This is a genomic window from Streptomyces sp. TLI_171, assembly GCF_003610255.1.
Lineage (GTDB): Bacteria > Actinomycetota > Actinomycetes > Streptomycetales > Streptomycetaceae > Kitasatospora.
In genome coordinates, this window is the sequence record NZ_RAPS01000001.1 from 3,922,443 (window position 1) to 3,948,596 (window position 26,154).

The 26,154-nt window shown below is 71.4% G+C and carries 19 protein-coding genes; 12 read left to right on the top strand and 7 right to left on the bottom strand.

What is annotated here, in order from left to right:
- Nucleotides 1–193 precede the first annotated feature (193 nt).
- The 3 genes from BX266_RS17995 (at nucleotide 194) to BX266_RS18005 (ending at nucleotide 2,867) form a co-directional block, all read left to right on the top strand.
- On the top strand, nucleotides 194–499 hold the full coding sequence (locus tag BX266_RS17995; protein ID WP_099901088.1) for a hypothetical protein: 306 nt from the start codon (nucleotides 194–196) through the stop codon (nucleotides 497–499).
- 186 nt (nucleotides 500–685) lie between these two features.
- Complete coding sequence (locus BX266_RS18000; protein ID WP_099901090.1) at nucleotides 686–1,804, top strand: peptidoglycan bridge formation glycyltransferase FemA/FemB family protein; 1,119 nt, start codon at nucleotides 686–688, stop codon at nucleotides 1,802–1,804.
- A gap of 31 nt (nucleotides 1,805–1,835) precedes the next feature.
- Nucleotides 1,836–2,867, top strand: a complete 1,032-nt coding sequence (locus tag BX266_RS18005; RefSeq protein WP_099901092.1) for an alanine racemase — start codon at nucleotides 1,836–1,838, stop codon at nucleotides 2,865–2,867.
- 72 nt (nucleotides 2,868–2,939) lie between these two features.
- Here the strand turns inward: BX266_RS18005 and BX266_RS18010 are convergent, their stop codons facing one another.
- The 4 genes from BX266_RS18010 to BX266_RS18025 all read right to left on the bottom strand — a co-directional run bounded on the left by BX266_RS18010 (nucleotide 2,940) and on the right by BX266_RS18025 (nucleotide 9,747).
- Nucleotides 2,940–4,493 carry a glycosyltransferase family 87 protein gene (locus BX266_RS18010; protein WP_180290523.1) on the bottom strand — a complete coding sequence of 518 codons (1,554 nt, stop codon included), beginning with the start codon at nucleotides 4,491–4,493 and terminating at the stop codon, nucleotides 2,940–2,942.
- A 49-nt stretch (nucleotides 4,494–4,542) separates the two neighbouring features.
- Nucleotides 4,543–4,989 (bottom strand): hypothetical protein, encoded by a 447-nt coding sequence (locus BX266_RS18015; protein WP_143686953.1) that lies wholly within the window; start codon nucleotides 4,987–4,989, stop codon nucleotides 4,543–4,545.
- A gap of 67 nt (nucleotides 4,990–5,056) precedes the next feature.
- Nucleotides 5,057–8,911 (bottom strand): hypothetical protein, encoded by a 3,855-nt coding sequence (locus BX266_RS18020; RefSeq protein WP_180290524.1) that lies wholly within the window; start codon nucleotides 8,909–8,911, stop codon nucleotides 5,057–5,059.
- A 26-nt stretch (nucleotides 8,912–8,937) separates the two neighbouring features.
- Nucleotides 8,938–9,747 (bottom strand): hypothetical protein, encoded by an 810-nt coding sequence (locus tag BX266_RS18025; protein WP_099901098.1) that lies wholly within the window; start codon nucleotides 9,745–9,747, stop codon nucleotides 8,938–8,940.
- A 512-nt stretch (nucleotides 9,748–10,259) separates the two neighbouring features.
- Between BX266_RS18025 and BX266_RS18030 the strand changes: the two genes are divergently transcribed.
- The 4 genes from BX266_RS18030 to BX266_RS18045 all read left to right on the top strand — a co-directional run bounded on the left by BX266_RS18030 (nucleotide 10,260) and on the right by BX266_RS18045 (nucleotide 14,174).
- Nucleotides 10,260–11,627, top strand: a complete 1,368-nt coding sequence (locus tag BX266_RS18030; protein ID WP_259464743.1) for a peptidoglycan-binding protein — start codon at nucleotides 10,260–10,262, stop codon at nucleotides 11,625–11,627.
- Entirely contained in the window at nucleotides 11,624–12,319 is a 696-nt protein-coding gene (locus BX266_RS18035; RefSeq protein WP_099901102.1) for an ABC transporter ATP-binding protein, read from the top strand. The genes BX266_RS18030 and BX266_RS18035 overlap by 4 nt, the downstream gene beginning before the upstream one ends.
- Nucleotides 12,316–13,551 (top strand): ABC transporter permease, encoded by a 1,236-nt coding sequence (locus BX266_RS18040; protein WP_099901104.1) that lies wholly within the window; start codon nucleotides 12,316–12,318, stop codon nucleotides 13,549–13,551. Before BX266_RS18035 ends, BX266_RS18040 begins: the two co-directional genes overlap by 4 nt.
- 125 nt (nucleotides 13,552–13,676) lie before the next feature.
- A complete protein-coding gene (locus BX266_RS18045; RefSeq protein ID WP_099901106.1) occupies nucleotides 13,677–14,174 on the top strand; it encodes a hypothetical protein in 498 nt (165 codons plus the stop codon).
- An 83-nt stretch (nucleotides 14,175–14,257) separates the two neighbouring features.
- Here BX266_RS18045 and BX266_RS18050 read toward each other — a convergent pair whose 3' ends face one another.
- On the bottom strand, nucleotides 14,258–16,879 hold the full coding sequence (locus BX266_RS18050) for a transglycosylase domain-containing protein (RefSeq protein WP_099901108.1): 2,622 nt from the start codon (nucleotides 16,877–16,879) through the stop codon (nucleotides 14,258–14,260).
- 293 nt (nucleotides 16,880–17,172) lie between these two features.
- Between BX266_RS18050 and BX266_RS18055 the strand changes: the two genes are divergently transcribed.
- Both BX266_RS18055 and BX266_RS18060 read left to right on the top strand, forming a co-directional pair.
- Nucleotides 17,173–17,835: a PadR family transcriptional regulator gene (locus tag BX266_RS18055; protein ID WP_099901110.1), complete on the top strand. Its 663-nt coding sequence runs from the start codon at nucleotides 17,173–17,175 to the stop codon at nucleotides 17,833–17,835.
- Between the two features lie 144 nt (nucleotides 17,836–17,979).
- The gene (locus tag BX266_RS18060) at nucleotides 17,980–19,062 is read left to right on the top strand and encodes an inositol-3-phosphate synthase (RefSeq protein ID WP_099901112.1); all 1,083 of its coding nucleotides are present in this window, start codon (nucleotides 17,980–17,982) and stop codon (nucleotides 19,060–19,062) included.
- Nucleotides 19,063–19,175: 113 nt separating this feature from the next.
- Here the strand turns inward: BX266_RS18060 and BX266_RS38685 are convergent, their stop codons facing one another.
- The gene (locus BX266_RS38685; protein WP_218969254.1) at nucleotides 19,176–19,946 is read right to left on the bottom strand and encodes a peptidoglycan-binding protein; all 771 of its coding nucleotides are present in this window, start codon (nucleotides 19,944–19,946) and stop codon (nucleotides 19,176–19,178) included.
- Between the two features lie 151 nt (nucleotides 19,947–20,097).
- On the opposite strand from BX266_RS38685, the gene BX266_RS18070 reads away from it, so the two are divergent.
- Both BX266_RS18070 and BX266_RS39300 read left to right on the top strand, forming a co-directional pair.
- Nucleotides 20,098–21,390, top strand: a complete 1,293-nt coding sequence (locus tag BX266_RS18070) for an MFS transporter (RefSeq protein WP_099901115.1) — start codon at nucleotides 20,098–20,100, stop codon at nucleotides 21,388–21,390.
- A gap of 69 nt (nucleotides 21,391–21,459) precedes the next feature.
- Nucleotides 21,460–22,071, top strand: a complete 612-nt coding sequence (locus BX266_RS39300; protein WP_218969255.1) for a hypothetical protein — start codon at nucleotides 21,460–21,462, stop codon at nucleotides 22,069–22,071.
- Between the two features lie 34 nt (nucleotides 22,072–22,105).
- On the opposite strand, the gene BX266_RS18080 is transcribed toward BX266_RS39300, so the two are convergent.
- Nucleotides 22,106–23,533 (bottom strand): CCA tRNA nucleotidyltransferase, encoded by a 1,428-nt coding sequence (locus BX266_RS18080; protein WP_099908005.1) that lies wholly within the window; start codon nucleotides 23,531–23,533, stop codon nucleotides 22,106–22,108.
- A 272-nt stretch (nucleotides 23,534–23,805) separates the two neighbouring features.
- Between BX266_RS18080 and BX266_RS18085 the strand changes: the two genes are divergently transcribed.
- Nucleotides 23,806–26,145, top strand: coding sequence for a DUF6049 family protein (locus BX266_RS18085; protein ID WP_099901117.1), 2,340 nt, complete (start codon nucleotides 23,806–23,808; stop codon nucleotides 26,143–26,145).
- Nucleotides 26,146–26,154 lie beyond the last annotated feature (9 nt).

Sequence of the window (26,154 nt, forward strand, 5' to 3'; positions counted from 1 at the left end):
TGGCAGGAGGGTTGTGCGCGTCGGCACCGGTGGTTCAGGGCATGCGGGCACGCCTCTACACCAGTGCAGAAGGGCCAGCCTACCGGGTGAGCCGACCGGTGGACAAAACAGTTGGCTTCCGGGGTTGTCACTTCGGTCACATCGGTCGCAACCTGGACAGACCGAACATTCCCTCCACCTGGAGGTGGGTCCCATGGCGCAGACCGTCCACCGGCCGCAATTCACCCTGAACACCGACGGGCACCCGCACCCGCGGGAGAACGCCCTGGCCGGGGTGGCTCTCCTGCTCGGCCTGGTCGCCTTCGTCACCTCGTTCTTCCACCAGCTGCACCTGCTGAGCTCCTGGACCGGGCTGATCGCGGTCGTCACCGGCATGGTCGGCCTGTACATCTCGGCGACCACCGCGGAGCGCTTCCTGGCGGTGATCGGCACCGGGGCCGGCGCGTTCGGCCTGTACCTGGGGGTGGCGCACGGCGGCCTCTTCGGGGGCGTGTGGTGACGCCCGCGCGCGGGTCGGGGTGAACCTGCCCCGCACCGCGCAACTTCCGGTGCCCTCCCGGCGTAATACCTGTGCCAGCAGGTGCGAACGGGGGGGCGCCACCATGTCGGATCGGTTCCCGCCCGAATCGGACCATTCGGGCGATAGGGTCACCCTGGGTAGATCCGACGAGGAGGAGCACGGAGCATGAGCCTGCGGCTGCGGACGATCACGCGTGAGGAACACCTGGCTTTCGTGCAGAGCCGGCCCTCGGCCAGCCACATGCAGGTGCCCTCCTGGGCGGACGTGAAGGCGGAGTGGCGCGCGGAGAGCCTGGGGTGGTTCGACGCGTCCGGCGAGATCGTCGGCGCCGGCCTGGTGCTCTACCGCCAGCTGCCCAAGGTGAAGCGGTACCTGGCGTACCTGCCGGAGGGTCCGGTGATCGACTGGTTCGACGCCGACCTGGACCGCTGGCTGAAGCCGATGCTGGCGCACCTGAAGGCGCAGGGCGCGTTCACGGTGAAGATGGGCCCGCCGGTGGTGGTCCGGCGCTGGGAGGCGCCCACCATCAAGGAGGCGATCGCCGGCAAGCACGCCAAGCGGCTGCGCGACCTCGAACCCGACTGGTACGAGCCGCGCGCCCTGGAGACCGCCGAGCGGCTGCGCCGGTCCGGCTGGCTGCAGGGCGAGGACGGCGGCGCCGGCTTCGGCGACGTCCAGCCCCGGTACGTGTTCCAGGTGCCGCTGGGCGGCCGCTCGCTGGACGACGTGCAGCGCGGCTTCAACCAGCTGTGGCGGCGCAACATCAAGAAGGCCGAGAAGAGCGGCGTCGAGGTGGTCCAGGGCGGCTACGAGGACCTCGCGGTCTTCCACAAGCTGTACGTGGTCACCGCGGAGCGCGACCACTTCACCCCGCGCCCGCTCGGCTACTTCCAGCGGATGTGGAAGGCGCTCACCGCCGAGGACCCCAACCGGATGCGGCTCTACCTCGCCTACCACGAGGGCGAGCCGCTGGCCGCCACCACGATGCTCACGGTCGGCGAGCACGTCTGGTACTCCTACGGCGCCTCCGCCAACCACAAGCGCGAGGTCAAGCCGTCCAACGCGATCCAGTGGCGGATGATCCGGGACTCCTACGCGCTCGGCGCGAGCATCTACGACCTGCGCGGCATCAGCGACACCCTGGACGAGGACGACCACCTGTTCGGCCTGATCCAGTTCAAGGTCGGCACCGGCGGCCAGGCCGCGGAGTACCTCGGCGAGTGGGACTTCCCGCTCAACAAGCTGCTGCACAAGGCGCTCGACCTGTACATGTCGCGCCGTTGAGCACTGTCAAGAACACCACGGGGAGAGCGCGATGACCTTGACGATGTACGTGGACGGCGACCGCTGGCGGGCGCACCAGCGCGGCCTGCTGGCCGAGTTCCCCGGGCTCGTCCCGGTCGCCAAGGGCAACGGCTACGGCTTCGGCAACGCCCGGCTGGCCGCCGAGGCCGGCCGGCTCGGCGCCCCGATGCTCGCCGTCGGCACCGCCGACGAAGCGGCCGGCCTGGCCGGCGCCTTCCCCGGCGACCTCCTGGTGCTCACCCCGTACCGCCCCGGCGAGCCCGACGTGGACCTGCCCGCCGCCCGCGTGGTGCGCACCGTGGCGCACGCCGAGGCGCTGGCCGCGCTGCCCGCCGGGACCCGGGTGGTCGTGGAGTGCATGACGTCCATGCGGCGGCACGGGGTGGCGGTCGGCGAACTGTCCCGGCTGCCGGTGCGGCAGCTGGCGCTGGAGGGCTTCGCGCTGCACCTGCCGCTGGACCGGCCGGACGGCAGCGACCCGGTCGAGGAGGTGGCGGGCCTGGTCCGGGCGATCGGCGAGGCGGGGCTGCCCACCAGCACCGTGTACCTCAGCCACCTGGCCGCCAAGGACCTGCTCCGGCTGGCCGAGCGCTACCCCGACACCGGCTTCCGGTCCCGGATCGGCACCCGGCTGTGGCTCGGCGACGTGGAGGCGCTGGCCAACCGCGCCACCGTCCTGGACGTCACCCCGGTCGCCCGCGGCGAGCGCTACGGCTACCGGCAGCACAAGGCCCCCTCCGACGGCCACCTGCTGGTCGCCTCCGGCGGCACCGCGCACGGCGTCGGCCTGGAGGCCCCCAAGTACGTGCACGGGATACTGCCCCGGGCCAAGGGCCTGGCCCGGGCGGGCCTGGCCACCGTCAACCGGACGCTGTCGCCGTACTCCTGGCAGGGCAAGCAGCTCTGGTTCGCCGAGCCGCCGCACATGCAGGTGTCCATCCTGTTCCTGCCGAGCGAGCTCAAGCCGCCGGCGATCGGCGACGAGCTCTCGCTGACGGTCCGCCACACCACCACGCACTTCGACCGGGTGGTCGAGCGCTGAGCGCTCCCCCGAACGGGATGTGGGCCTGCCCGCCGTGACGGCGGGCAGGCCCACATCCCGTTCGCGCGCGGGCTACTCGGCCTTCGGCTCCGGCCCGGTGTCGGCCTTGGCCAGCCAGTCGGCCCCCGGGGCGTAGTCGGCGTAGCTCTCCTCCTCGCGCAGGCCGCGGGCGGTGCCGAGGACGAACCGGTCCGGGGCGCCGTCCAGGACGCCGCCCGACGGGTCGTCGCTGCCGTCCCAGCGGACCGGGTCGCGCTCGGGGTGGAGGATGTCGCGGACCACCACGTAGCAGAGGTAGAGGGTGCCGACCAGGTGCAGCGCGATGGCGAAGTGGTACCAGTCCTGGTCGATGCCGTGGTGCTTGCTGTCGCTGATGTTGGCCAGGTACGACCAGACGCCGAGGAAGTACAGCACCTCGCAGGCCTGCCAGATCAGGAAGTCGCGCCAGCGCGGGCGCGCCAGCGCGGCCAGCGGGATCAGCCAGAGCACGTACTGCGGCGAGTACACCTTGTTGGTCAGCACGAAGGCGGCGACCACCAGGAAGGCCAGCTGGGCGAAGCGCGGGCGGCGGGCGGCGCTGACGCCGAGCCAGCCGATCGCCAGGCAGCTGACCACCAGCAGGCCCGCGATCCAGGTGTTCAGGCTCTCCAGGTTCTTGCCCTTGTTGACGCCCTGCATCAGGATCAGCCAGAAGGAGCCGAAGTCCTCCTTGCGGGTCTGGCTGAAACTGTAGAAGGTCAGCCAGCCCTTCCAGTTGGCCAGCATGATCGGCAGGTCGACCAGCAGCCAGGCGCCGACCGCGCCGCCGAAGGCCAGCCCGAACTCCCGCCACTTGCCGGCCCGCAGACAGAGGATCAGCAGCGGCCCCAGCAGCAGGGCCGGGTAGAGCTTGGCGGCGGTGGCCAGACCGATGAACACGCCCGCCCAGACCGGCTTGGAACCCGACCAGTAGGCCATCGCCACGGCGGCCAGAGCCACCGCCAGCAGGTCCCAGTTGATGGTGGCGTTCAGCGCCAGCGCGGGCGCCAGCGCGAACAGCAGCGCGTCCCACGGGCGGCGGCGCTGGGCGCGGGAGGTGGCGACCACGGCGACCACCGCGCAGATCATCAGCATCCCGGCGTTGACCATCCAGAACCACTGCTCGCGGCTCATGATGTCGCCGGTGCGGGTGGTCAGCCAGGCCGCGATCTGCATGAACAGACCGGTCAGCACCGGGTACTCCAGGAACTGCATGTCCGGCGAGCCCTGCGGGATCGGGTCCAGGTACGGGTGCAGCCCGTCCGCGAAGCCGCGCCCGGAGAACAGGTGCGGGATGTCGCTGTAACAGGCCTTCGTGTACTGGGTGGTGGCGCCGTGGAACCAGCCGTCCGTGTAGCACGGGGCCTTCTGGAACAGGCCCAGCACGTAGGTGACGATCACCGCCAGCGCGAGGAACCTGGCCGGCGTCCACCAGGACACCCCGAGCAGCGCCCGGCGACCGGGCGGACCGCCGAGCAGCTCGCTGCCGGCCTCCGCGACCGGGTCCTCGTCCGCGGGCACCACCACGGTGTTGGGCAGCGGGCCCGCGGCCTGGGCGGGGCCGGGCGCTGAGGTCTCGTCACGCAGGCTGGACGTCATGGCGCACATATTGCCGCACGGGTCCGCGCAGGAGCGAGTGTTGTCGCACGAAGGGCGGTCACTGCTCCCTCGTCCAGCCCGGCGGCGGTGCGCAGTCCTGCAGTTCCACCGCGGGCGCCGGTTGCGCGGGCCGCAGCGCCAGCCGGTAGCAACGGGTCTCCTCCGCGGTGCCGATGGTGTCCGGCCACTCCTGGTAGCCGGCCACGGCCTGGAACAGCACCATCCGTTCGGCGTCGTGGCGCCAGAGCGAGAACACCCCGACCTGGGCCGCTCCCCCGTGCTCCGCCCGGACCCGGTCGGACAACTGCCGCAGCTCCGCCGGGGTGACCGGGTGCCGGGCGTCCGCCTCCGCGACCAGGGCCGTGAAGTCCCTCGCCGCACTCGCGTCGGCCGACCGCGCCGCCTCCCGGCGTCCGTGCTCGCGCTCCAGTTCCACCCCCACCACACCGGCGGCGCCCAGCAGCAGCCCGCCGGTCAGGACCAGCACCACGGTTCGAGTACGCATCGTTGGCTCCTCGGGCGCCCCCGGGACGGCGCCGGAGCACCGTCCCGGGGAATCGGACATCGAAGGATCAGGACATGGCCACCTGGAAGGCCAGCGCGTAGCGGCTGGTACCCAGGCTCTTCGGGTGGTAACTCTCCCGGCTTATGCAACCGGTCGTGCCGTTGGGGCACGGGAAGTCACCGGGGCCGCTGCCGGCCGCCACCACGCCGTTGATCCCCTCGTTCGCGTCGCAGAGGCGGTAGCCCTCGAACTCGGTGTTGGCCGAGTAGTACTCCGCGTAGAAGTGGGAGTTGACGACGTCCGACTCCTTGCTGGTGAAGTAGTCGGCCCAGGTGTTCACCGACGCCTGTTGGGCCGGGGTGAGGACCGCCGCGCAGGAACTGGTCGAGAACAGTCTCGGGTAGCCGAGCACCACGATCTTGGCGTTCGGCGCCCGGTTGTGGATGTCCGGCAGCACCAGGGCCAAGCGGTCCATGGCCTTGTCGATGCTGCCCTTCACCTCCGCATCGTCCGGACAGGCCCAGAGGGCACAGGACTGCATGATTCCGGGGAACCCGGCGTCGTTCCCTCCCACGGTGAAGGCCACCAGGGTGGTGTTCTCGTCCAGGAAGCCGGAATCGGCCTGCGCGATCTCCCTGAACTGGCCGTCCTGGCCCACCTTCGAGGGCACCAGACCCACCGCGTCCGGATCCATGTTGTACGTGAGCGCTCCGGAGCACGCCACCGAGTGGGCGTCCACGGTCGCGTTGAAGCCGTCCGCGAGGGCACCGATGGTGGCCCCTCCGTGGCCGGGCAGGACCGCCTTGCGGAACCAGGAGTTGCTGCTGCGCCGGCAGGCGTTCCAGCTGCGCAGGCCGTAGTCGACGTCCGTGCCCGTCTCGTAGGCCTGCGCGCCCTCCCCGGACGAGTAGGAGTCGCCCATCTGCACCACGAAGTCGGTCGGTTTGGCCGGCAGCGGCACGAAGGCCATCGCGTCCCAGGCGATGTCGTCGGTGCCGTCGCCCTCCCGGGTCAGGTTGTTCAGCTCCACCTTCGGGGCGGCGCTGAACTCGAAGACGCCGAGGTCGACCCAGGCGTTCTTCCGCAGGTACTGGTCGGCCTGGATGACCCGGTCCTTCACCGTGGTCCCGGTGTAGATCCGGTAGTGGGCCTGCTGGGTCTGCGAGCCGAAGCTGGGCAGGTGGACCACCACCCGGACCCAGCCGGACACCGTCGACGGGGCAGTCCAGGTGCCGGTCACGGTCAGCGGGGCGTAGGCCGTCTGACTCTCGTTCCGGGTGTGGGTGAACCAGTAGTGGCCGCCGAAGCCGCCACCGATCTGGTGGGTGTCGATCTTGCCCGGATAGACGTACTGGCCGTTCTGGCTGTCGGCGTTGAAGCTGAGCGTGAAGTCGCCCTTACTGGTCCAACTCTTCGGTAGTGGACAGCTGTTGGGACCGGTCGTGCTGTCCGGCACGTCGTCGACGATCACCGCTCCGGACGGCAGTCCGCCGGTGCCGCAGTCGGCGGGGTACGGATTGCTGGCCAGCGGGCGGGGGTCGACGGTCGCGTAGGTGATCACCTCTTGGCCGCAGACGGTGGCGCAGTCCACCCACGAGGCGGGCTGGTGCCACCAGCAACGGAGCGAGGCCAGCAGGCAGGGTGTCTGGCCCGGGGCGTTCCCCGGGGCACCGGTGATGCTCGGGTCGCAGTGGTTACCGCTGTTGCAGAAGGTCCCCACCGGGGGCTGGCCGCGCGAGGCCAGGCCGCCCGGCCAGTTGCCCTTGGTGAAGGCCTGCCGGTACACGTGGTCCACGTAGTCGAGGCGAAGCAGCGGGCTGTTCGCCCAGCCCAGCACCCGCTCCTCGTAGGACCACTTGCCCGGCGTCTTGGCGTCGTCGTAGCTGGTGAGCAGGAACATCGCGCGGTCGGGCGGGTAGTTCGGGTTCACCGGGTTGTTGCTCCACCCGAGCCCGTACACGGTCGGATCGGGGTCCTCACCCACCGGGTGGAAGCCGCTGTTGTAGGCCCAGAGCGCGAACCACCAGTTCTCCAGGTACTTGGGGTCGCCGTTGTTGGCGATCACCCCGGCGGACCGGGTCTGGTTCCACTTGTCCTCGAGGATGCCCAGGCCGGCGGCGATGTTGGCCGCGTAGTCGACCGTGACCGCCTTCTGCTGCAGCGCGGTGAGCTGGGTGTCGGTGCGGCGCATGCCGTCGGTCACCTGCGAAGCGCCGTACCCGCAGTCCGAGTTGGCCCAGTCGACCTGGTCGATCGAGCCCGAGCGGTTGTAGTAGCCGCCCTGCTCGAAATTGCCGGCGATGCCGTCCGGCGCGTGCGGGCTGGCCTGCCACATGTTGGTCTCCTGGGCCAGCACGCCCAGCAGGATCTGGGCCGGCACCCGGCCGCCGCCCGCGAGCGGGTGCTCCGGGAAGAGCGTCTGCGGCGCGTAGGCCGCCAGGCCGTCACCGTTCCAGTTGGCCGCCCTGGCGGGGAGCATGCCCCGAACGGCGAGGTCGGCGGCCCACTCCATCATCTTCGGAGTGGGCTGGTAGGTCTGGATGCTCGGGTCGTTGCGGGTCACCGCACAGGTGCGGTCGGGGTCGGACGGGGTGGTGGCCGGGTCGGTGCCGGCCGAGGTCGAGGCCAGCACGAGCGAGCCGCCGGCGCCGGACGCGGACGTCTTCGCGGCACCCTGGGTCGGCACCGCCGGTGCGACGCCTTCGGCCCCGAGGGCCGGAGAGGCGTCGCCGCCGGAGGAGTTGAGGGCCTCCGGCTGGACGCCGAACGTCACCTCCTTCCCGGTGGCGACCGCTTTGGCCTCGATGTCGACCGGGACGGCGTCCGTCGGGACCTGTTCGCCGACCGCAGCCCCGGAGGCCTCCCGGCCGCTGGTGGAACTGCTCACCACCAGGTGCCCCTCGGTGGAGACCTCGGCACCGGCCGTGGTGTCCACGGTCGTCCAGCCGGCCGGCAGCTTACGACCCTTGGCCGAGGCGGTGGCGTGCTCTCCGGTGAGCACGATCGACCCGGCGCTGGTCCGGGACAGGGCGAGCGAACCGAGGTCGGCCTGCACGACCGTACTGTCCCGACCCGCGGCGATCTGGTGGACGTCCACCTTCTTGCCGTTGGGCACCGCGTACGCCAGGGACTCGTCCTGCCCGGGGCGGAGTTGGAACGGGTAGCCCTGGCCGGGCACGCCCTTGGCGATCGGCGCCGCCGTGCCGTGCGCGTCGATCCGGACCACGTCGGCCCCCAGCGCGGCCGCGATGGCCTTCCGATAGGGCACGGCCGAGGTGACCTGACCGTGGACCTCGACGCGGGAGGCGATCCGACCCCGGTCCGCATCCACCGTGAGCAGGCTGGTGGTGCCCTGCCCGTCCTCGGACGCCCGGTAGCGGGCCAGCACGGCCTGCTCCGAGTCGCCACAGCCCGGAGAGTGGTAGGCCAGCGACACCCGCTGGTCCAGCTTGGTCACCTGACCGTTCGTCAGGTCGACCACGGCTGCGAAGCCACCCGCGTTGAACAGGGCCTCCGAGTTGACGAACTGCCGGGGCGCGTACACCACGACAGCCTTCGTGCCGGAGGCCGTCACGCAGGACTGGCCGATCCACTGGTCAACGTCGTACCCGGGCTCCGACAGGGTCGCGGCCGTCTTCCAGCCGTAGCCGTCGGACTCGGCCGCAACCAGCACGTGCAGGCCGGTGGCATCGCCGTCCAGGGTGACCGCCCGGTCACCGGACTGCTGCCAACCCTTCCCGAGCACCGCGTCGGGCTCGGTGAGCTTCGGCTTCCCGAGCGGTTTCGCCCGGTCATGGGCCTGGGTGTCCTGCTGCACCGCCCCGGACGGACCGGGTGCGGCCGAAGCGGACGGGAGTACGACCGCACCGGGCACCATCACCAGCGCCCCGAGCAGTGCCGTACTCCATGTTCGGCGTTTCATGTTCCCCCTCTGACAGGTGGAAGCGGTCAACGACCGACGACGTCGGCCGCCTTCTTGACCGCGGCCGAGACCCGGTCGCGGACATCCTTGAGGGCGAGCTGGTTCTGCTCGACTAGTTGGTTCTGGAGGGCCGTCTCGGTCCGGAACCAGACCGCGACCAGGTCCACCTGCTGCTTGCAGTCGATGTCGGCGAGGGCGACCGTCACCTCGTCGGCGCTACCGCCACCGAGCGGGGTCAGCTTGTACGCGTTGTAAGGGGAGTCGACGGTGTAACCCTCGGCAGCCATGCAGGCGGACCAGTCGCGGATCACCTTCTGCACCTCGGGGGCCTGCTGCGAGCGGTCCGCGGACTCGTGGTCCAGCCGGCTGGCCAGGGACGTGTCGATCCGCGCGCCGAGCTTGTCGAGGCTCTCGCCCTGGCAACCCCCCTTGGGAACGGCGGTACCGCGGTAGGTGGCGGGGGCGTCCGCCGCACCCGGCCGCATCGCCACCTTGCCGCTGAAAACGACGACCTCGGCATCGGACAGCGCCGGGAACGAGGGAGCGGGCAGCTTCTCGTCCCCCAGCCCGTAGCCGTGCTCAGCGGCGAGCTCCCGGTCGGTGATGCCGTACCGGCGCGCCATGTTGGTGTCGTCGTAACTCGGGGAGACGGTGTTCGGCGGCTCCGGGCTGTAGTCGAAGCCGAACCGGGCCATGCAGTCGTGCTCGAGCCGCATCATCGCGGCCTGGATGGCCAGCTGCTCGGGGTAGTTCTCCATGTAGGCGGAGAGCGGCAGGGACAAGCCCTTGGCCAGCCCGGTCTGCGGGACGGCCTGGGGGATCAGCTCGGTGGGCACAGCGGCGGCCGGACCGGCCGAAGGGCCGGCGGCCGGGCTTCCCGATCCTGAACAGCCGGCCAGCAGTGCAAAAGCCGCAGTTGCGAGTAGAACCGTCCGCACAGCACCGATCGAACGAATTCCGTCAGCAGCCACAGCAAATCCCCCAGTCCATAAAACGCACACGAATTCATCGCCACACAAAACCGGACAACCACCCCGCCTCGGAGAAATGCACGCGTTCCGCCCCAACCCGTCCCGCTGCGCCCCAGGGCCTGATCAGATCCGATTGAGGACCCTGCCGCCCGTGCTCGTCCACCGTCAAGTGTGATGTGCATCACTCACACGTTTCTGAAAAACAATCACTCGGCAACTGTCCGTATGCGTCTATCGTGCTCATGGAGCCCGGCAGGTTATGGCCGGATGCACCCGTCCGTCGCCGATTTCCGATTCAAATCGGACATTTAGCGAGAGAAGCCATGTCAGCCTTGGTTCGTCGACGTTCTCTGGTCGTTTCCACAGCAATTGCCGCTGTGCTGCTCACCGGATCGGGTGTCGGCGCCGCCCTGCTCATCAAGTCCCCGGCCCAGGCCGCGGCCGACACCCGGCCGCCCGCGGCCGACGTGCTGACCGCCCCGGTGGAACGCCAGGTGCTGACCTCCACCCTCGTCACCCGGGGCCAGGTGACCGCCGATCAGACGGTGGACATCATCCCCACCGCCTCCGGCGGGACGTCCGGGGCCGCGGTGGTGACCAAGCTTCCGCTCAAGGCCGGGGACCAGGTGTCCGCCGGGGTCCCGGTGCTCGAGGTGTCGGGCCGACCCGTCTTCCCGCTGCAGGGCGACCTGCCGGTGTACCGGGACCTCAAGCCCGGCGCCACCGGCCAGGACGTCGTCCAACTCCAGGGTGCCCTGCGCGCCTTGGGCTTCGGCACGGGCCACGACCCGGCGGGGACATTCGGCGAGGGCACCAAGGCGGCGGTCACCGCGCTGTACCGTGCCCACGGCTACGACCCGATGCCGAGCTCGCCGGACGGAGCCGCCCAGGTCACGGCCGCCGAGGAGGCGGTGACGTCAAGTCAGCGCGCAGTGGAGGACTCAACGGACGAGCTCGCCGCCATCCGGTCGGCACAGGCCGCCGGTCCCACCGGAGCCCCGTCGGCCGGAACGGATCGGCCGGACCCCGATGCCGCCGCCCAGAAGAGGGTCGCCCGCGCCACCGAGGACCTTGCCAGGCTCCGGGCCAGGCTCGACACCGTCCGCGCCGAGACCGGACCGATGGTGCCGACCGGAGAAATCGTCTACCTCTCGGCCTTCCCCGCTCGCGTCGGTGGTCTCTCCGGCCGGGTCGGCTCCATCGTCAACGGCAAGGTCATGACCATCTCGGCGGGCGCACTGGTGGTCACCGGGAAGCTCGACCAGGCAGACCACGGCCTGGTCCACCCGGGCCAGCAGGTGGAAGTGCTGTCCGAAATCAGCGGCACCCGGGCCACTGCGACGGTCTCCGCCGTCGGGGACGCCCCGGAGGCCGCCGACCCGGCGGGCGAGGCCCAGGGGCAGGGGTCCTCGACCTCCGGCCGGCCGCCCGGCTACCGACTGACGGTCCGGCCCGACTCCCCACTGGATCCTCAACTGGCCGGACAGGACGTCAGGCTGACCATCGTGGCGGCGTCCTCCGCCGGGCCTGTGCTGGTCGTGCCCGTTACCGCCGTGTCCGCGGACGCCGACGGACGCACCGTGGTGACCGTCCTCGAGAACTCCCAGCGCCATCGGGTCGAGGTGACGACGGGCACGGTCGGCGGAGGCTCCGTTGAGGTGCAGCCGGTCTCCGCCGGAACGCTGCACGAGGGCGAACAGGTGGTCGTCGGCATCCGGAGTGGCCGCCCGGGAGGTGACAAGTGAGCATCCCCGTCCTTGAGTTCGAGAATGTCGGCCTCACCTATCCGGGGCCCCCTCCGGTCCGTGCCCTGCACTCCTGCGACCTCGTGGTGGAGCACGGGGACTACCTGACCGTGGTGGGACCGTCCGGCTCCGGCAAGTCCAGCTTCCTCAACCTGGCCGGCCTGCTGGACCGTCCGACCGAGGGCCGGTACCTGCTGGACGGCCTCGACACGGCGACGCTGTCGGACGGCGAACGGACCGCACTGCGCGGCCGCCGGATCGGCTTCGTCTTCCAGTCCTTCCACCTGCTCCCGCACCGGAGCGCCACCGAGAACGTCGCACTCGCGCTGCTCTACGCGGGGCTCGGTGGACGCCGCGAAGCGGCGAGGCGACGCGACCTGGCCAGGGAGGCCCTCGACCGGGTCGGCCTCGGCCACCGGCTGGACTCCCTGCCCAACCGGCTGTCCGGCGGCGAACGCCAGCGGGTGGCCATCGCGCGCGCGCTGGTGGGCGAGCCGAGCCTGCTGCTCTGCGACGAACCGACCGGCAACCTCGATTCGGCGACCGCGGACTCCGTGCTCACCCTGATCGAGCAACTGAACGGCTCCGGTATGGCGGTCGTCCTGATCACCCACGACCAGCAGGTCGCCGCGCGGGCCTCCCGCACGGTGGCGATCCGCGACGGTGTGCTGACCGAGGCGGCGGCAGCATGAGCCGACGATCCACCCCGCCCGGGGTCGAACCCTCCCGACTGCGCTTCCGCGACCTGTGCTCGGAGGCGCTGGCGGGTGTCCTCCAGCGCCCGGCCCGCTCCGCGCTGACCGCGGTCGGCACCGTGCTGGGCGTGGGCACCTTCGTGGCCGTACTCGGTCTCACCGCCACGGCCGAATCGCAGATCGACACCCGGTTCGACCTGCTCACCGCCACCGAGGTGACCGTCGAGGACACCGGCGGAACCCAACCGGAACTCACCCGGCTGTCCTTCCCCGCAGACGCCGACGAGCGGATCCAGCATCTCCACGGCGTGCAGGCCGCCGGGGTCTACTGGAACGTCAGGCTGAACGACGCCGGCGTGCGGGCCGCGCCGGTCGGCCGGCCGCGCGGGGACGACCAGGTGGCCGTGGTGGCGGCGTCGCCGGGCGTGCTGGACGCCGCCGAGCCACACCTGGTCGAGGGACGGCTGTACGACGCCTGGCACGACACCACCGGACAGCAGGTCGCCGTCATCGGTTCGACGCTCGCCGAACGCCTGGGGCTCGGCGCCTTGGACACCCAGCCTGCAGTGTTCATCGACGACCTGCCGTTCCTGGTGGTGGGCGTGCTGGACGACGTGCACCGGAAACCGGACCTGCTGATGTCGGTCACCGTCCCGCGCGGCACCGCGCTCAGGCTCTGGGGTGAACCGACCGGTGAGCGCGCCCGGATGCTGATCTCCACCAAGGTCGGCGCCGCCCGGCAGATCGCCGCCGAGGCCCCGCTCGCGCTCGATCCCGCGCACCCCGAGGCGTTTGACGCGGTACCGCCGCCCGACCCGCGGAGCCTGCGCACCGACGTGACCTCGGACCTCGACCAGCTGTTCCTGCTGCTGTCGGCGATCTGCCTGGTCATCGGTTCGATCGGCATCGCCAACACCACCCTGATCGCGGTGCTGGAGAGGACCGGGGAGATCGGGGTGCGCCGAGCCCTCGGGGCCCGGGGACGCCATGTCACGGCGCAGTTCCTCGCCGAGTCCGCCTCGCTGGGATTCCTGGGCGGCCTGGTCGGCACCACCCTCGGCGTCTTCACCGTGCTCGGCGTCGCGCTGGCGCGCTCCTGGACCCCGGTGGTCGACCCGGGCACGGTAGCCGCCGCGCCGGCCATCGGGCTCGTCACCGGGCTGGCAGCCGGCCTCTATCCGGCCTGGCGTGCGGCCCGGATCCAACCCGCCGAGGCGCTCCGGCGCTGACCCCCGCGGAGGCCCCGTCACCGGGCCGGGCCGCCGCCCCAGACGTCCGGCCGTCCGGGCCCCGCAGCGGGCCGCCCGGGCCTCCGGAGAAGCGCACAGCCCAGTCACACCATTCGGGAGGAACCGTGAAGACCACGCTCAGCCGGACCGCGAAGGCGGCCGTCGCGGCGACCGCCGCTCTGGCCGGCGCCCTGGCCGTCCCGGCCGAGGCACAGGCGACCACGTACACCGTGTACGTGAACAACAACTGCAACACCGACCCGAACCCCGACTGCTACAGCGGCGTCAACAACCTGTACGTCTACTACAGCCAGAACGGCACCGGTGCGGGTGCCAGGTTCTTCGGGAACGTGCCCAACTACGACGGCACCACCAGCGGCGGCGACGGCATCATCACGTACTACGCGTACCGCTACGACAACGACGGTGCCGGTGCCGGCCAAGGCGTCCGCAACAACGCCGCCTCCGTCGTCGCCTGCAGCAGCGCCGCCACCTACCGCGTCTACTACAGCCCGTCGTACCAGGGCAGCTCGCAGCTGATCGAGGGCGACTGGGGATGCGACACCCCGGAGAACCTCGCCTCCTGGCTGCGGAACGAGAACGCGTCCCAGCACTGGGGCTGATGCCGATCCCACCGCAGAGGGGCACCGGACCGCTCTCGCGGTCCGGTGCCCCTCTGCGGTGATTGCGCCGGGATTCGGGCGGGCTACTGCCCGCCGCCTCCGCCGGCCGCACCCGGGCTGGCGCTCGGGCTCGCCGTGTCGGTCGGGCTCTTGCTGGGCCTCGGCGACTTGGTCGGCGGGCACAGGCCCAGCAGGCAGCTCGGCGAGCTGCTCGGGCTCGGGTCGGTGCTCGGCTCCGGCGTGGTGCTCGGCGACGGCTCGGCCGGACCGGTGGGCAGCTGCTCGGTCGGCGACGCCGAGGCGGAGGCCGAGGGGGACGCGGTCACCGGGGCGCCGGAGGAGTCCACCTCCTCGCCCCAAGTGCCGGACGGGGGCGTGAAGTTCCTCGGGTTGCCCGGGCCGACCACCTTCATGTAGCGGGTGAAGATGTCCGCCGGGTAGTCACCACCGTGGACCTCCTTCTTGCCGCCGGTGCCCTGCAGGTCGAGCAGGCCCTTGTTGGTGCCCGCCTCCTCGCGCCACATGCCGACCGAGGTGACCAGGCTCGGCGTGTAGCCGACGAACCAGGCCGAGACGCTCTTGTCGGTGGTGCCGGTCTTGCCGGCCACCGGGAAGCCCAGCTCGTTGGTCTTGCTGCCGGTGCCGTTCTTCGCGGCGTTCTGCAGCACGTCGGTGATGGTGTCGGCGACCAGCGGGTCCAGCGCCGCCTTCGGCGCCGGCTTGGCGAAGTTCGGCAGGTCCTTGCCGCGGAACTTCACCGAGCTGACCGAGTACGGGTCGGTCTGCTGGCCGTGCGCCGCGAACACCGAGTACACCGAGGCCAGTCGGATCGCGCTCGGCACCGAGGTGCCCAGCGGCAGGGTCAGCGTGTTGGCTCCCGCCAGGGTGTCCTCGTGCATGCCGAGCTTCTCCGCCATCGCCCTGACCTTGTCGCCGCCGACGTCCTGGCCGAGCTGCACGAACGGCACGTTGTACGACCACTGCATGGCCGTCCGCAGCGTCACGTACCCCTTGTTGCCGGGGTCGCTGTTGCGCTGGTGGTAGGGCTTCCCGTCGTCACCGATCGCCTTGCTGCCGTCGGCGCGGTAGATCTGCGCGTTGTCGTCGGCCAGGTAGCGGGAGTCGGGGTTGATCTTGGCCGGCGTGCCGTCCTCGCCGTTCTTGGTGAGGACGCCGTCCTCCATCGCGGCGGCCAGCACGATGGGCTTGAAGGTCGAACCGACCAGGATCTTGCCGTCGGCGTTGTTGCTGTACTGGCCCTTCTCCGCGCCGGGGCCGCCGTAGAGGGCCACGATCGCCCCGCCGGGCTCCACCGAGGCGGCGCCGACCTGGACGAACTGGTCCTCCTTCCGGGTGTCCGGCTTCAGGGTGGCCGCCGAGAAGTCGTCCACGGACTTCTTCAGGGCGTCGACCTTGTCCTTCTGGAAGGTGGTGTGGATCTGGTAGCCGCCGCGGTCCAGGGCCGCCGCCGTGATGCTCGGGTCCTTGGCCGTGACGTACTTCTTGGCGACGTCGATCAGGTAGGTGATCTCGCCGGTGGTCTTGGTGACCTTCTGCGCGTCGATCGGCTCGGGGAAGTCCTTGCACTTGGCGCGGTCCTCGGCGGACAGCGCCTTGGTGGTCACCATCCGGTCCAGGATCCAGCTCCAGCGCTCCACCATCCGCTGGTGGTTCTCCTTGCTGAGGCTCGGGTCGTACAGGCCGGCGCCCTTCAGCAGGCCCGCCAGCATGGCGCCCTGGCAGGCGTCGATCTTGCTGGCGTCCACGCCGTAGTAGGCCTGCGCGGCGGCCTGGATGCCGGTCGCGCCGCGGCCGTACCAGCTGGTGTTCAGGTAGCCCTGGAGGATCTGGTCCTTGGTCTTCTCACCGTTGACCTTCAGGGTGATGAAGAACTCCTTGGCCTTCCGGGAGAGCGTCTGGTCCTGCGACAGGTAGACGTTCTTCACGTACTGCTGGGTGATGGTCGAGCCGCCCTGGGTCTCGCCGCCGGTGGCCATCTTGTAGACGGCGCGGGCGATGCCCTTGGGGTCGATGCCGGAGTCGGAGCGGAAGGTCTCGTTCTCCGCCGCGATCACCGCGTCCTGCGCCGGGCGGCTGATCTCCGAGAGCTGGACCAGCTGCTGGTTCTCGTTGCCGGTGCGGGCCATCTCGGTGCCGTCGGCCCAGTAGAAGACGTTGCTCTGGATCTCCAGCGCGGCCTTCTCGTTCGGCACCTCGACCAGCGCGTACGCGGTGCCGACCGCGGCCACGCCGCCGCCGAAGAAGATCAGGAACAGGCTCAGCACCTGCTTCCAGGACGGCACCCAGCGCTTGAAGCCGTCCCGGCCGAACCGCGGGTAGTCGATCAGCCGCTTCTTGCCCGGCTTGCCGTTCCGCCCCGCGCTCCGACCGTTCGGCGGGCCGCCCGCGCTGCCGCGGCCGCCGCCACCGCCCTTCTTGGCCTGCTTGCGCATCTCGGCGCGGGTCAGCCGGGGCTGCTCCGCGGTCTGCCGGGTGGCCCGCCGGGCACCCGGCACCGGCCCCTGGCCGGAGCGTGCCGCACCGGACCGCGGTGCGCCGGGGGCGCCCGGGCCGCCGGTCCGGCCGGGCCCGTACTCGGGTGCGCCCTCGACCGGGCTGCCGTAGGCATAAGGCCTGCCCGCGTCGGCGCGCCGCGACGGCTGCTCGCCCCCGGGGTTGGCCGACCTACGCCGGTGTTCGCTCATCTCTCAGCAGCTCCTCGGTCAGGGTGCACAGGCGAAAGAGTACGGCTCTCTGAAAGGTGTCCAATCGGGCATTGGAAGCCAACCGGGACGAACCGACCGCGATTCATTACATGCCCGTTGCCCAAAGGCCTTGTGATCGCAGTTACGCGTGCCCCCCTTGCTCCTTCCGTGACCCAGGGTTACTGTTGCCGATATATCGAGCCGATACATCGGCGCGACACATCGACCCGGCATCCCCTGCGGGTCGATCGGCATCGGACGAGCAGGAACCCTCACGGAAGGAGGAAGGCGGTATGAGCCGACGCTCAGGCGTCCTCGAATTCGCCGTCCTCGGCCTGCTCCACGACGCACCCATGCACGGGTACGAGCTGCGCAAGCGGCTCAACGTGCTGCTGGGCTCGTTCCGCGCCTTCTCGTACGGAACGCTCTACCCCTGCCTGAAGAGCCTGGTCGCCCAGGGTTTCCTGGTCGAGGACAACCCGGACGTCGAGTACGTCCCGGCCACCGCGCTCAACGGCAAGCGGTCGAAGATCGTCTACCGGCTCTCCCCGGAAGGCAAGCAGCGCTTCGAGGAGCTGCTCGCCGAGTCCGGCCCGGACGCGTGGGAGGACGAGCACTTCGGTGTTCGCTTCGCGTTCTTCGGCCAGACCGACCGGGCCGTCCGGATGCGCGTGCTGGAAGGCCGCCGCAGCCGGCTGGAGGAGCGGCTGGAGCGGATGCGCAGTTCGATCACCCGCACCCGCGAGCGCTTCGACGACTACACCCTCGAACTCCAGCGCCACGGCCTGGAATCCGTGGAACGCGAGGTCCGCTGGCTCAACGAGCTGATCGAGACCGAGCGGGCCACCAGAACCGGACGCAGCGCCGCGTCCCCCCAAACTTCGGACGGCCGTGGCCAGGCCGCCGGGTCCTCGGACCCGCCCGGGCCACCGTACGACCGCCCGGGGCGCTCCTGACCGGAGCGCTGCAGCACCGCGCCGGCCCCGCCGCCCGCGGCGAGGCGTGGGCGCCCCGCGCGCCCGTCAGACAGTCAGAACAGTTGTGGAACGAGGTTCCCCCCACAGCACGGTGGGCCTCATGAGATTCAGGGAGCAACCGGAATGGGTTCGGTTCGCGTAGCCATCGTCGGCGTGGGCAACTGCGCCGCCTCGCTGGTGCAGGGTGTCGAGTACTACAAGGACGCCGACCCGGCCGGTAAGGTCCCGGGCCTGATGCACGTCCAGTTCGGCGACTACCACGTCAAGGACGTCGAGTTCGTCGCCGCCTTCGACGTGGACGCCAAGAAGGTCGGCTTCGACCTGGCGGACGCCATCGGCAACAGCGAGAACAACACCATCAAGATCTGCGACGTGCCGCCGTCCGGCGTCACCGTGCAGCGCGGCCACACCCTCGACGGCCTCGGCAAGTACTACCGCGAGACCATCGAGGAGTCCGACGAGGCTCCGGTCGACGTCGTCCAGGTCCTCAAGGACCGTCAGGTCGACGTCCTGGTGTGCTACCTGCCCGTCGGCTCCGAGGCCGCGGCCAAGTTCTACGCCCAGTGCGCCATCGACGCCAAGGTCGCCTTCGTGAACGCCCTCCCGGTGTTCATCGCCGGCACCAAGGAGTGGGCCGACAAGTTCACCGAGGCCGGTGTCCCGATCGTCGGCGACGACATCAAGTCGCAGGTCGGCGCCACCATCACGCACCGCGTGATGGCGAAGCTCTTCGAGGACCGCGGTGTCATCCTCGAGCGCACCATGCAGCTGAACGTCGGCGGCAACATGGACTTCAAGAACATGCTCGAGCGCGAGCGCCTGGAGTCCAAGAAGATCTCCAAGACCCAGGCCGTCACCTCGCAGATCCGCGACCGTGAGCTGGGCGCCAAGAACGTCCACATCGGCCCGTCCGACTACGTCGCGTGGCTCGACGACCGCAAGTGGGCGTACGTCCGCCTCGAGGGCCGCGCGTTCGGCGACGTCCCGCTGAACCTCGAGTACAAGCTCGAGGTCTGGGACTCCCCGAACTCGGCCGGTGTCATCATCGACGCCGTGCGCGCCGCGAAGATCGCCAAGGACCGCGGCATCGGCGGCCCGATCCTCTCCGCGTCCTCGTACTTCATGAAGTCGCCGCCGGTGCAGTACTTCGACGACGAGGCCAAGGAGAACGTCGAGAAGTTCATCCGGGGTGAGGTCGAGCGCTGAGCGAAGCGAAGCCTGCTCGCTGTAGTGGGTGGCGCTGAGCGCTCCGACGTTCGTCGGGTCTGACCGGAGGGCCGTTCCGCTGTGTGCGGGGCGGCCCTCCGGCGTTGGTCGGTTCAGGACCAGGCGGCGTTCCAGGTGACCGGGCCGACCACGCCGTCCACGGCCAGCCGGTGGCGCTGCTGGAACGCCCGGCAGAGCTGGGCGGACGCCGGCCCGTACCAGCCGTCGGCGGTGATCGACCAGCCGCGCGCGGCCATCCGCCGCTGCCACATCAGCACGTCGTCGCCGTGCAGCATCGGCGACTGCACCCGCAGGTACCGGCCCGGCCAGCGCGGGGCCCCGGCCGCCGGCGCGGTCGCCTGCCCGGCCGTCCGCGCGGCCGGCACCCCGCCCAGCGCCGGGTCCGCCGACACCGTTCCCTCGGGGTACGCGGGCACCCCGTAGCCGTAGGGCGACCCGGGCCCGCGCCGCGGCCGCGAGCGCCGGTAGACGCCGTCGCCCTCGGGGGAGCCGTCGGAGTTGCTGTTCCCCTCGACGGTCTGGATGGTGTCGGCGTCATAGGCGACCACCACGCCGGTGTGGGTGCCGCCGTCGGGGCCGAGGTAGAAGGGGCCGCCGAGGACGGGGTAGTCGGTCCAGCGGCCCCGGTCGCGCCACCAGGCGACGGCGGTGAGGCAGGAGGCGGTCATCGGCCAGAGCGCGTCCATGCCGGTGCGGTGGGCGGCCCAGGCTTCGAAGGTGGCGCACCAGGGTTGGCCGTCGGACCATTCCAGGCCCGGGGTCTCGGTGCTGTAGCGCTGGCGGTTGTTCCAGTGGCCGTCGGCGGAGCGGCCCTCGTGGGCGCCGACCTGGCCGAGCAGTAGGGCGGTGAACTCGTCCCGCATGGGAGCCTCCCGTTGTCCGAGGTGGTTCTTCCCTCCCGGACTGGTCAACGACCGTGCGGCGGTGAGGACATCGGTGCGGCGGTGGCGGTTGTCGCCGACTGTTGGCGGATGTTTCACGTGGAACGACGCAGCCTCGTGGCACCCTTGGCGGGTGATCACCGAACGGCCCCCGCGGGAGGCCACCCTCAGCGGGCTGCTGCGCGGCCACGGCTTTCGGCAACTGCTGACGGTCCGGCTGCTCTCGCAGCTGTCGGACGGGGTGTTCCAGGCCTCGCTGGCCAAGTACGCGATCTTCTCCCCGGAGCACCAGTCCTCCCCCACCGAGATCGCCGCCGCGCTGGCGGTGGTGACGCTCCCGTTCTCGGTGATCGGCCCGTTCTCCGGGGTGCTGCTGGACCGCTGGCGCCGCCGCCAGGTGCTGCTGATGGGCAATCTGGTCCGGTTCGGGCTGGGTCTGCTGACGGCCGGACTGCTGCTCGGCGGGGTGCCGCGCTGGGCGTTCTACGGCGCGGCGCTGCTGATGATGGGGATCAACCGGTTCATCCTCTCGGGGCTGTCGGCGGCGCTGCCCAGGGTGGTCGCCCCGTCCGAACTGGTCACCGCCAACGCCGTGTCGCCGACCCTGGGCACGGTCTCGGCGGCCTGCGGCGCCGGCCTCGGCTTCCTGGTGGGCCTGGCGGCGCCGGCCGGAGCGGCCGCGAACGCGTTGACGGTGGCGCTGTCCGCCCTGCTGTACCTGTCGGCCGCGCTGGCCGCGCAGCGGATCGCGGTGGACCGGCTGGGCCCCGAGCTGCGGGGCGAACTGCCGTCGCTGCGGCAGGCGTTGGCAGCCACCTGGTTCGACCTGCTGGGCGGCGTGCGGCACCTGGTGCGGGACTGCCGTCCGGCGGTGCACGCGCTGGCCGCGGTCACCCTGGCCAGGTTCGGCTACGGGATGCTCACCGTCATGGTGCTGATGCTGTCCCGGTACACCTTCAACGACGCCGCGGACGAGCAGGGCGGCCTGGCCAGCCTCGGCCTGGCGGTGGGCCTGTCCGCGGTGGGCTTCTTCCTGGCCGCGGTGATCAGCCCGTGGTGCACCCGCAGGCTCGGCCTGTCCGGGTGGATGACGACCTGCCTGGCAGGCACCGCGGTGCTGGTGCCGGCGCTCGGCCTGACCTTCCGGGAGGCCCCGGTGATGGCCGCCGCGCTGCTGCTCGGCGTGGCCACCCAGGGCACCAAGATCTGCGCGGACACGCTGGTCCAGGAGTCGGTGGAGGACGAGTTCCGCGGCCGGGTGTTCGCGATCTACGACGTGCTGGTGAACGTCGCGTTCGTCGCCGCGGCCGGGGTGACCGCGCTGGTGCTCCCGCTGAACGGCCGCTCGGCGCCGCTGCTGCTCGGCCTGGCCGCGCTCTACGCGGTCGGCGCGCTGCTCTACCACCGGGCGGCCCGCCGCACCTGACGGGGCGAAGGGTCTGGCGCTAGGGTCGTTCGCGCACGGCACCGCCTTCGTCGCATGGGGGAACACCAGATGAGCACTCCGCCGCCGCCCGGCCCGTACGGCCAGCCCGACCCGTACGGCCAACCCGGCCAGCAGCCGCCGCCGTACGGCCAGCAGCCCTCGGGGTACGCGCAGCCCCCGGCGTACGGCCAGCAGCCGTCCGGCTACGCCCACCCCCCCGCGTACGGTCAACCCGCCGGGTACGGCCAGCAGCCCGGCTACGGCCAGCAGCCGGGGTACGGGGAGCAGCCGCCCGCCTGGGGCCAGAACCCGGCGCCGCAGCCCACCGAGAAGGGCGGGCGCAAGGCAGGCTGCCTGTGGCGGCTCGGCATCGTGGTGGTGCTGATCGGCGCCCTGTTCGCGCTGTACGCGGTCTTCAAGCCGAACAAGGGCCCCAACGTCGGCGACTGCCTGAACAGCAAGCACGACACGGTGTCCTGCAGCAACAGCGGCGCCACCTGGAAGGTGCTGAACCGCAACAACTACACCACCTCGCTGGGCCGGATCGACTGCGCGAAGACCAACCCGGGCTCCACCGCGTACGACGGCCGGTACCGCAAGAGCGGCAAGACCAAGAAGTACCGGCTGTGCCTGGGCCCGGTGAACGGCAGCACCCCGAAGCCCGCCACCAGCGCGCGCTGAGCCCGCGGCCCGGGCCCGGCGCGCCGACGGGGCGTCAGTCCTGCGGCTGGGCCGCCCACCACTCGCGCAGGGCGGCCTCCGCCGCCGCCGGCTCCATCGGGCCGTGCTCCAGGCGCAGTTCGAGCATGTGCTGGTAGGCGCGGCCGACCGCGGGGCCGGGGCGCAGCCCGAGCAGCTGCATGATCTCGTTGCCGTCCAGCGCGGGCCGGATCGCGTTCAGCTCCTCCTGCGCCCGGAGCGCGGCGATCCGCTCCTCCAGGGAGTCGTAGGTGCGGGCCAGCGCGGCGGCCTTGCGCTTGTTGCGGGTGGTGCAGTCGGAGCGGGTCAGCTTGTGCAGGCGCTCCAGCAGCGGGCCGGCGTCGGTGACGTAGCGGCGGACCGCGGAGTCGGTCCACTCGCCGCCGCCGTAGCCGTGGAACCGCAGGTGCAGCTCGACCAGCTTGGACACCTCGTTGACCAGCTCGTTGGAGTACTTGAGCTCGCGCATCCGCTTGCGGGTCATCTTCGCGCCCACCACCTCGTGGTGGTGGAAGGACACCCGGCCGTCCGACTCGAAGCGGCGGGTGCGCGGCTTGCCGATGTCGTGCAGCAGTGCGGCGAGCCGCAGCACCAGGTCGGGGCCCTCGGTCTCCAGCGCGATCGCCTGCTCCAGGACGGTCAGCGAGTGCTCGTAGACGTCCTTGTGCCGGTGGTGTTCGTCACTCTCCAGGCGCAGCGCCGGGAGCTCGGGCAGCACGTGCTCGGCCAGCCCGGTGTCCACCAGCAGGCGCAGGCCCTTGACCGGGTGCTCGGCCAGCAGCAGCTTGTTGAGCTCGGCCTGGATCCGCTCGGCGGAGACGATGGTGAGCCGTTCGGCCATCGCGGTCATCGCGGCGACCACCTCGGGCGCCGGGTCGAAGTCCAGCTGGGCGGCGAACCGGGCGGCGCGCATCATCCGCAGCGGGTCGTCGGAGAAGGACTCCTCCGGGGTGGCCGGGGTGCGCAGCACCCGGGCCTCCAGGTCCTCCAGGCCGCGGTGCGGGTCGACGAAGCCGCGGCAGGGCAGGTCGACGGCCATCGCGTTGACGGTGAAGTCGCGACGCACCAGGTCCTGCTCGATGGAGTCGCCGTAGCTGACCTCGGGCTTGCGCGAGGTGCGGTCGTACGCCTCGCTGCGGTAGGTGGTGATCTCGATCAGGAACGAGCCCTCGGCGGTGTCCTTGCGCGCGCCGACGGTGCCGAACGCGATGCCCACGTCCCACACCGCGTCGGCCCACCCCTTGACCAGCTTGAGGATCTGCTCCGGGCGGGCGTCGGTGGTGAAGTCGAGGTCGTTGCCGAGCCGTCCGAGCAGGGCGTCCCGGACCGAGCCGCCGACCAGCGACAGCCGGTGGCCGGCGTCCTGGAAGCGGCGGGCGATCTCGTCGGCGACCGGGGAGACCCGCAGCAGCTCCTGCAGGCCGCGGGTCTGCGCCTCGGTCAGCCCCGGAAGGGCGACCGGGTCGGCGGAGCTGGAATGATTGGCGCTGGACGCATTGGCAGTGGACACGGCTCACAAGGGTACGTGGCCCGCCTGCTCCGCCGCCTTCCCGTTTCGCGCCCCCGGCCCGCCCCGCAGCTCCCGGGCCGCAACACTGCGGGCCGGGCAACGTCGTTACCATGCCGGGTGAACGCTCCTTGCCGGAGACCGCGCGGTCGGGTCGGCCGCGGCGGTGCGTGGAGTGATCGAGTCGATCGGGAACGGCGAGGACGCGCGTGGACGAGCGGACCGGACGGGGCACGGCAGGCGCCGGGCGCCGCGGACGGCGGACGGGCCGGCTGGCCAGGGGCGCCGCCGCCCTGCTGGCGGGCGGACTGGTCGCGGCGGTGTCCGCCGCCCCGGCGGCGGCCGGGCCGACCACGCTGGTGACCGCCACGGGCGACTACCCGGCGGTGGTGCGGATCGACACCGTGTCCCCGAAGACCGCGCACGAGAACGACACCGTGTCGGTGACCGTCACGGTCACCAACTCCGGTACCGCGAAGCTGAAGTCGCCGACCCTGAAGGTGCGGCAGCCGAACCAGAGCCGGCCGCTGCTCGCCCGCAGCGACCTCGGTCTGCTCGCCTCCCGCTCCACCCCGAGCACCGCGGACGGCGTCGCGCTGGACAGCCCCTCGCAGGACGTCGGCGACCTGGAACCGGGGCAGAGCAGGACCCTCCCGCCGCTGCAGCTGCCGGTGTCCGCGCTGCGCGCCAAGGACACCGGCAACTACGAGCTCGCGGTCGACGTCTGGGGCAGTACCGGCGACGAGCGGGCGCACACCCTGGGCATCGCCCGCACCTACCTGCCGTACCAGGGCAAGACCGTCGCCAAGCCCTCCGAGGTGGCCGTGGTCTGGCCGCTCACCCACGCCCCGGTGCTGGTCGCCCAGACCATGCCGGACGCCGACCAGACGCCGGTGCTGCGCGACGACAGCCTGGCCGCCGAGCTCACCGGTGACGGCCGGCTGAACCAGCTGGTCGGGATCGGCGCCACCATGCAGGGGCTGACCTGGGCGATCGACCCGAACCTGCTGGACACCGTGTTCGCGATGACCAAGCCGTACCGGGTGCAGAAGCCCGGCACCGCCGGCGAGTCCGCGCGCGAGGACAACACCGTCCAGGGCGCCGGCCGCGACGCGGCGACCGCCTGGCTGGCCAAGCTGCGGTCGGCCCTGGCCCAGCAGAACACCGAGGTGGTCTCGCTGCCGTACGCGGACCCGGACCTGGCCTCGATCGCGCACAACGGCGCCGGGCTGAACGGAATGGACGCGGCCCTGCGCAAGGCGGTGACCGCCGGCCAGATCACCACCGAGGCCCGGCTGTCGGTGGACGCCCACTCGAACGTCGCCTGGCCGTACCAGGGCCTGCTGGACCAGCGCACGGCGGCCACGGCCGCCGCGGCGGGCGGCCAGGTGGTGCTGGTCAACGGCACCGTGATGCCGGAGAGCGACAAGCTGTCCTACACGCCGGGCGCGGCCCGCTCGATCGGCAACGGGCAGACCGCGGTGGTCTCCGACGCGACCCTGGCCGCGCTGTTCCAGCGCGACCTGGGCAGCCCGAGCGACCGCACCGCGACCGAGCAGCGCTTCCTCGCCGAGACCCTGGCGATCGCGCACCAGGAGCCGGAGCACCCGCGCGGGCTGCTGGTGCTGCCCGCCCGGACGCTGACCGTGGGCACCGCGCAGGCGCTGCACGACGCGATGCAGAGCGCGTCCGGCGGCGGCTGGGTGGCGCCGGCGACGCTGCAGACCGTCGCCGCGGAGAAGTCCGACCCGAGCGCCAACGCCGCCGTCCCGGAGGGCTACCCGCAGGACGCGGCCGGCTCCGAGCTGTCCACCGCCGAGCTGTCGGCGACCATGCAGCTCCAGGACGGCGTGGACCAGCTGATGATGATCCTGACCCAGCCGGAGCGGGTGCGCGGGCCGTTCAGCGCCGCCATGGTGCGCTCGATGTCCACCGAGTGGCGCGACCGCCCGAAGGACGGCCAGGAGTACCGCACCGGGGTGCAGCACTACCTGAGCAGCCTGAAGGCCGCGGTCCGGGTGCCGACCAAGACCGTGGTGACGCTGCCCGGCGACAACGCGACGCTGCTGGTCAGCGTGAAGAACGACCTGACCCAGGCGGTCGGCAACCTGGAACTGCGGATCACCTCCACCCAGCAGAACCGCCTGAAGATCGACTACCCGATCCAGCCGGTGGTGCTGGACGCCATCACCAGCCGCACCTTCCGCTTCCCCGCCGAGGCCCAGGTCAACGGCCCGGTCCAGGTGACCGCGCAGCTGTGGACCACCGGCCCGAACGCGCAGCCGTACGGCGACCCGGTGGTGTTCACCGTCGACGTCACCTCGGTGGCCAGCGGCGTGACCTACGTGATCGCCTGCGGCACCGTGCTGATGGTCCTCGCCGGGGTGCGGTTCTACCTGCAGCGCAAGAAGCGCAAGGCGGCGGGCGAGGTCGACGAGGACCCGGACCGCCCGCTGGACGGCGCCGCGGGGCCGTCGCCCGACGCGGATCCGTCCTCCGACGCGGATGACACCGATCGGGTCGCCGGTGATGAGAAGGTGGATCACTAGGCCGTCCCA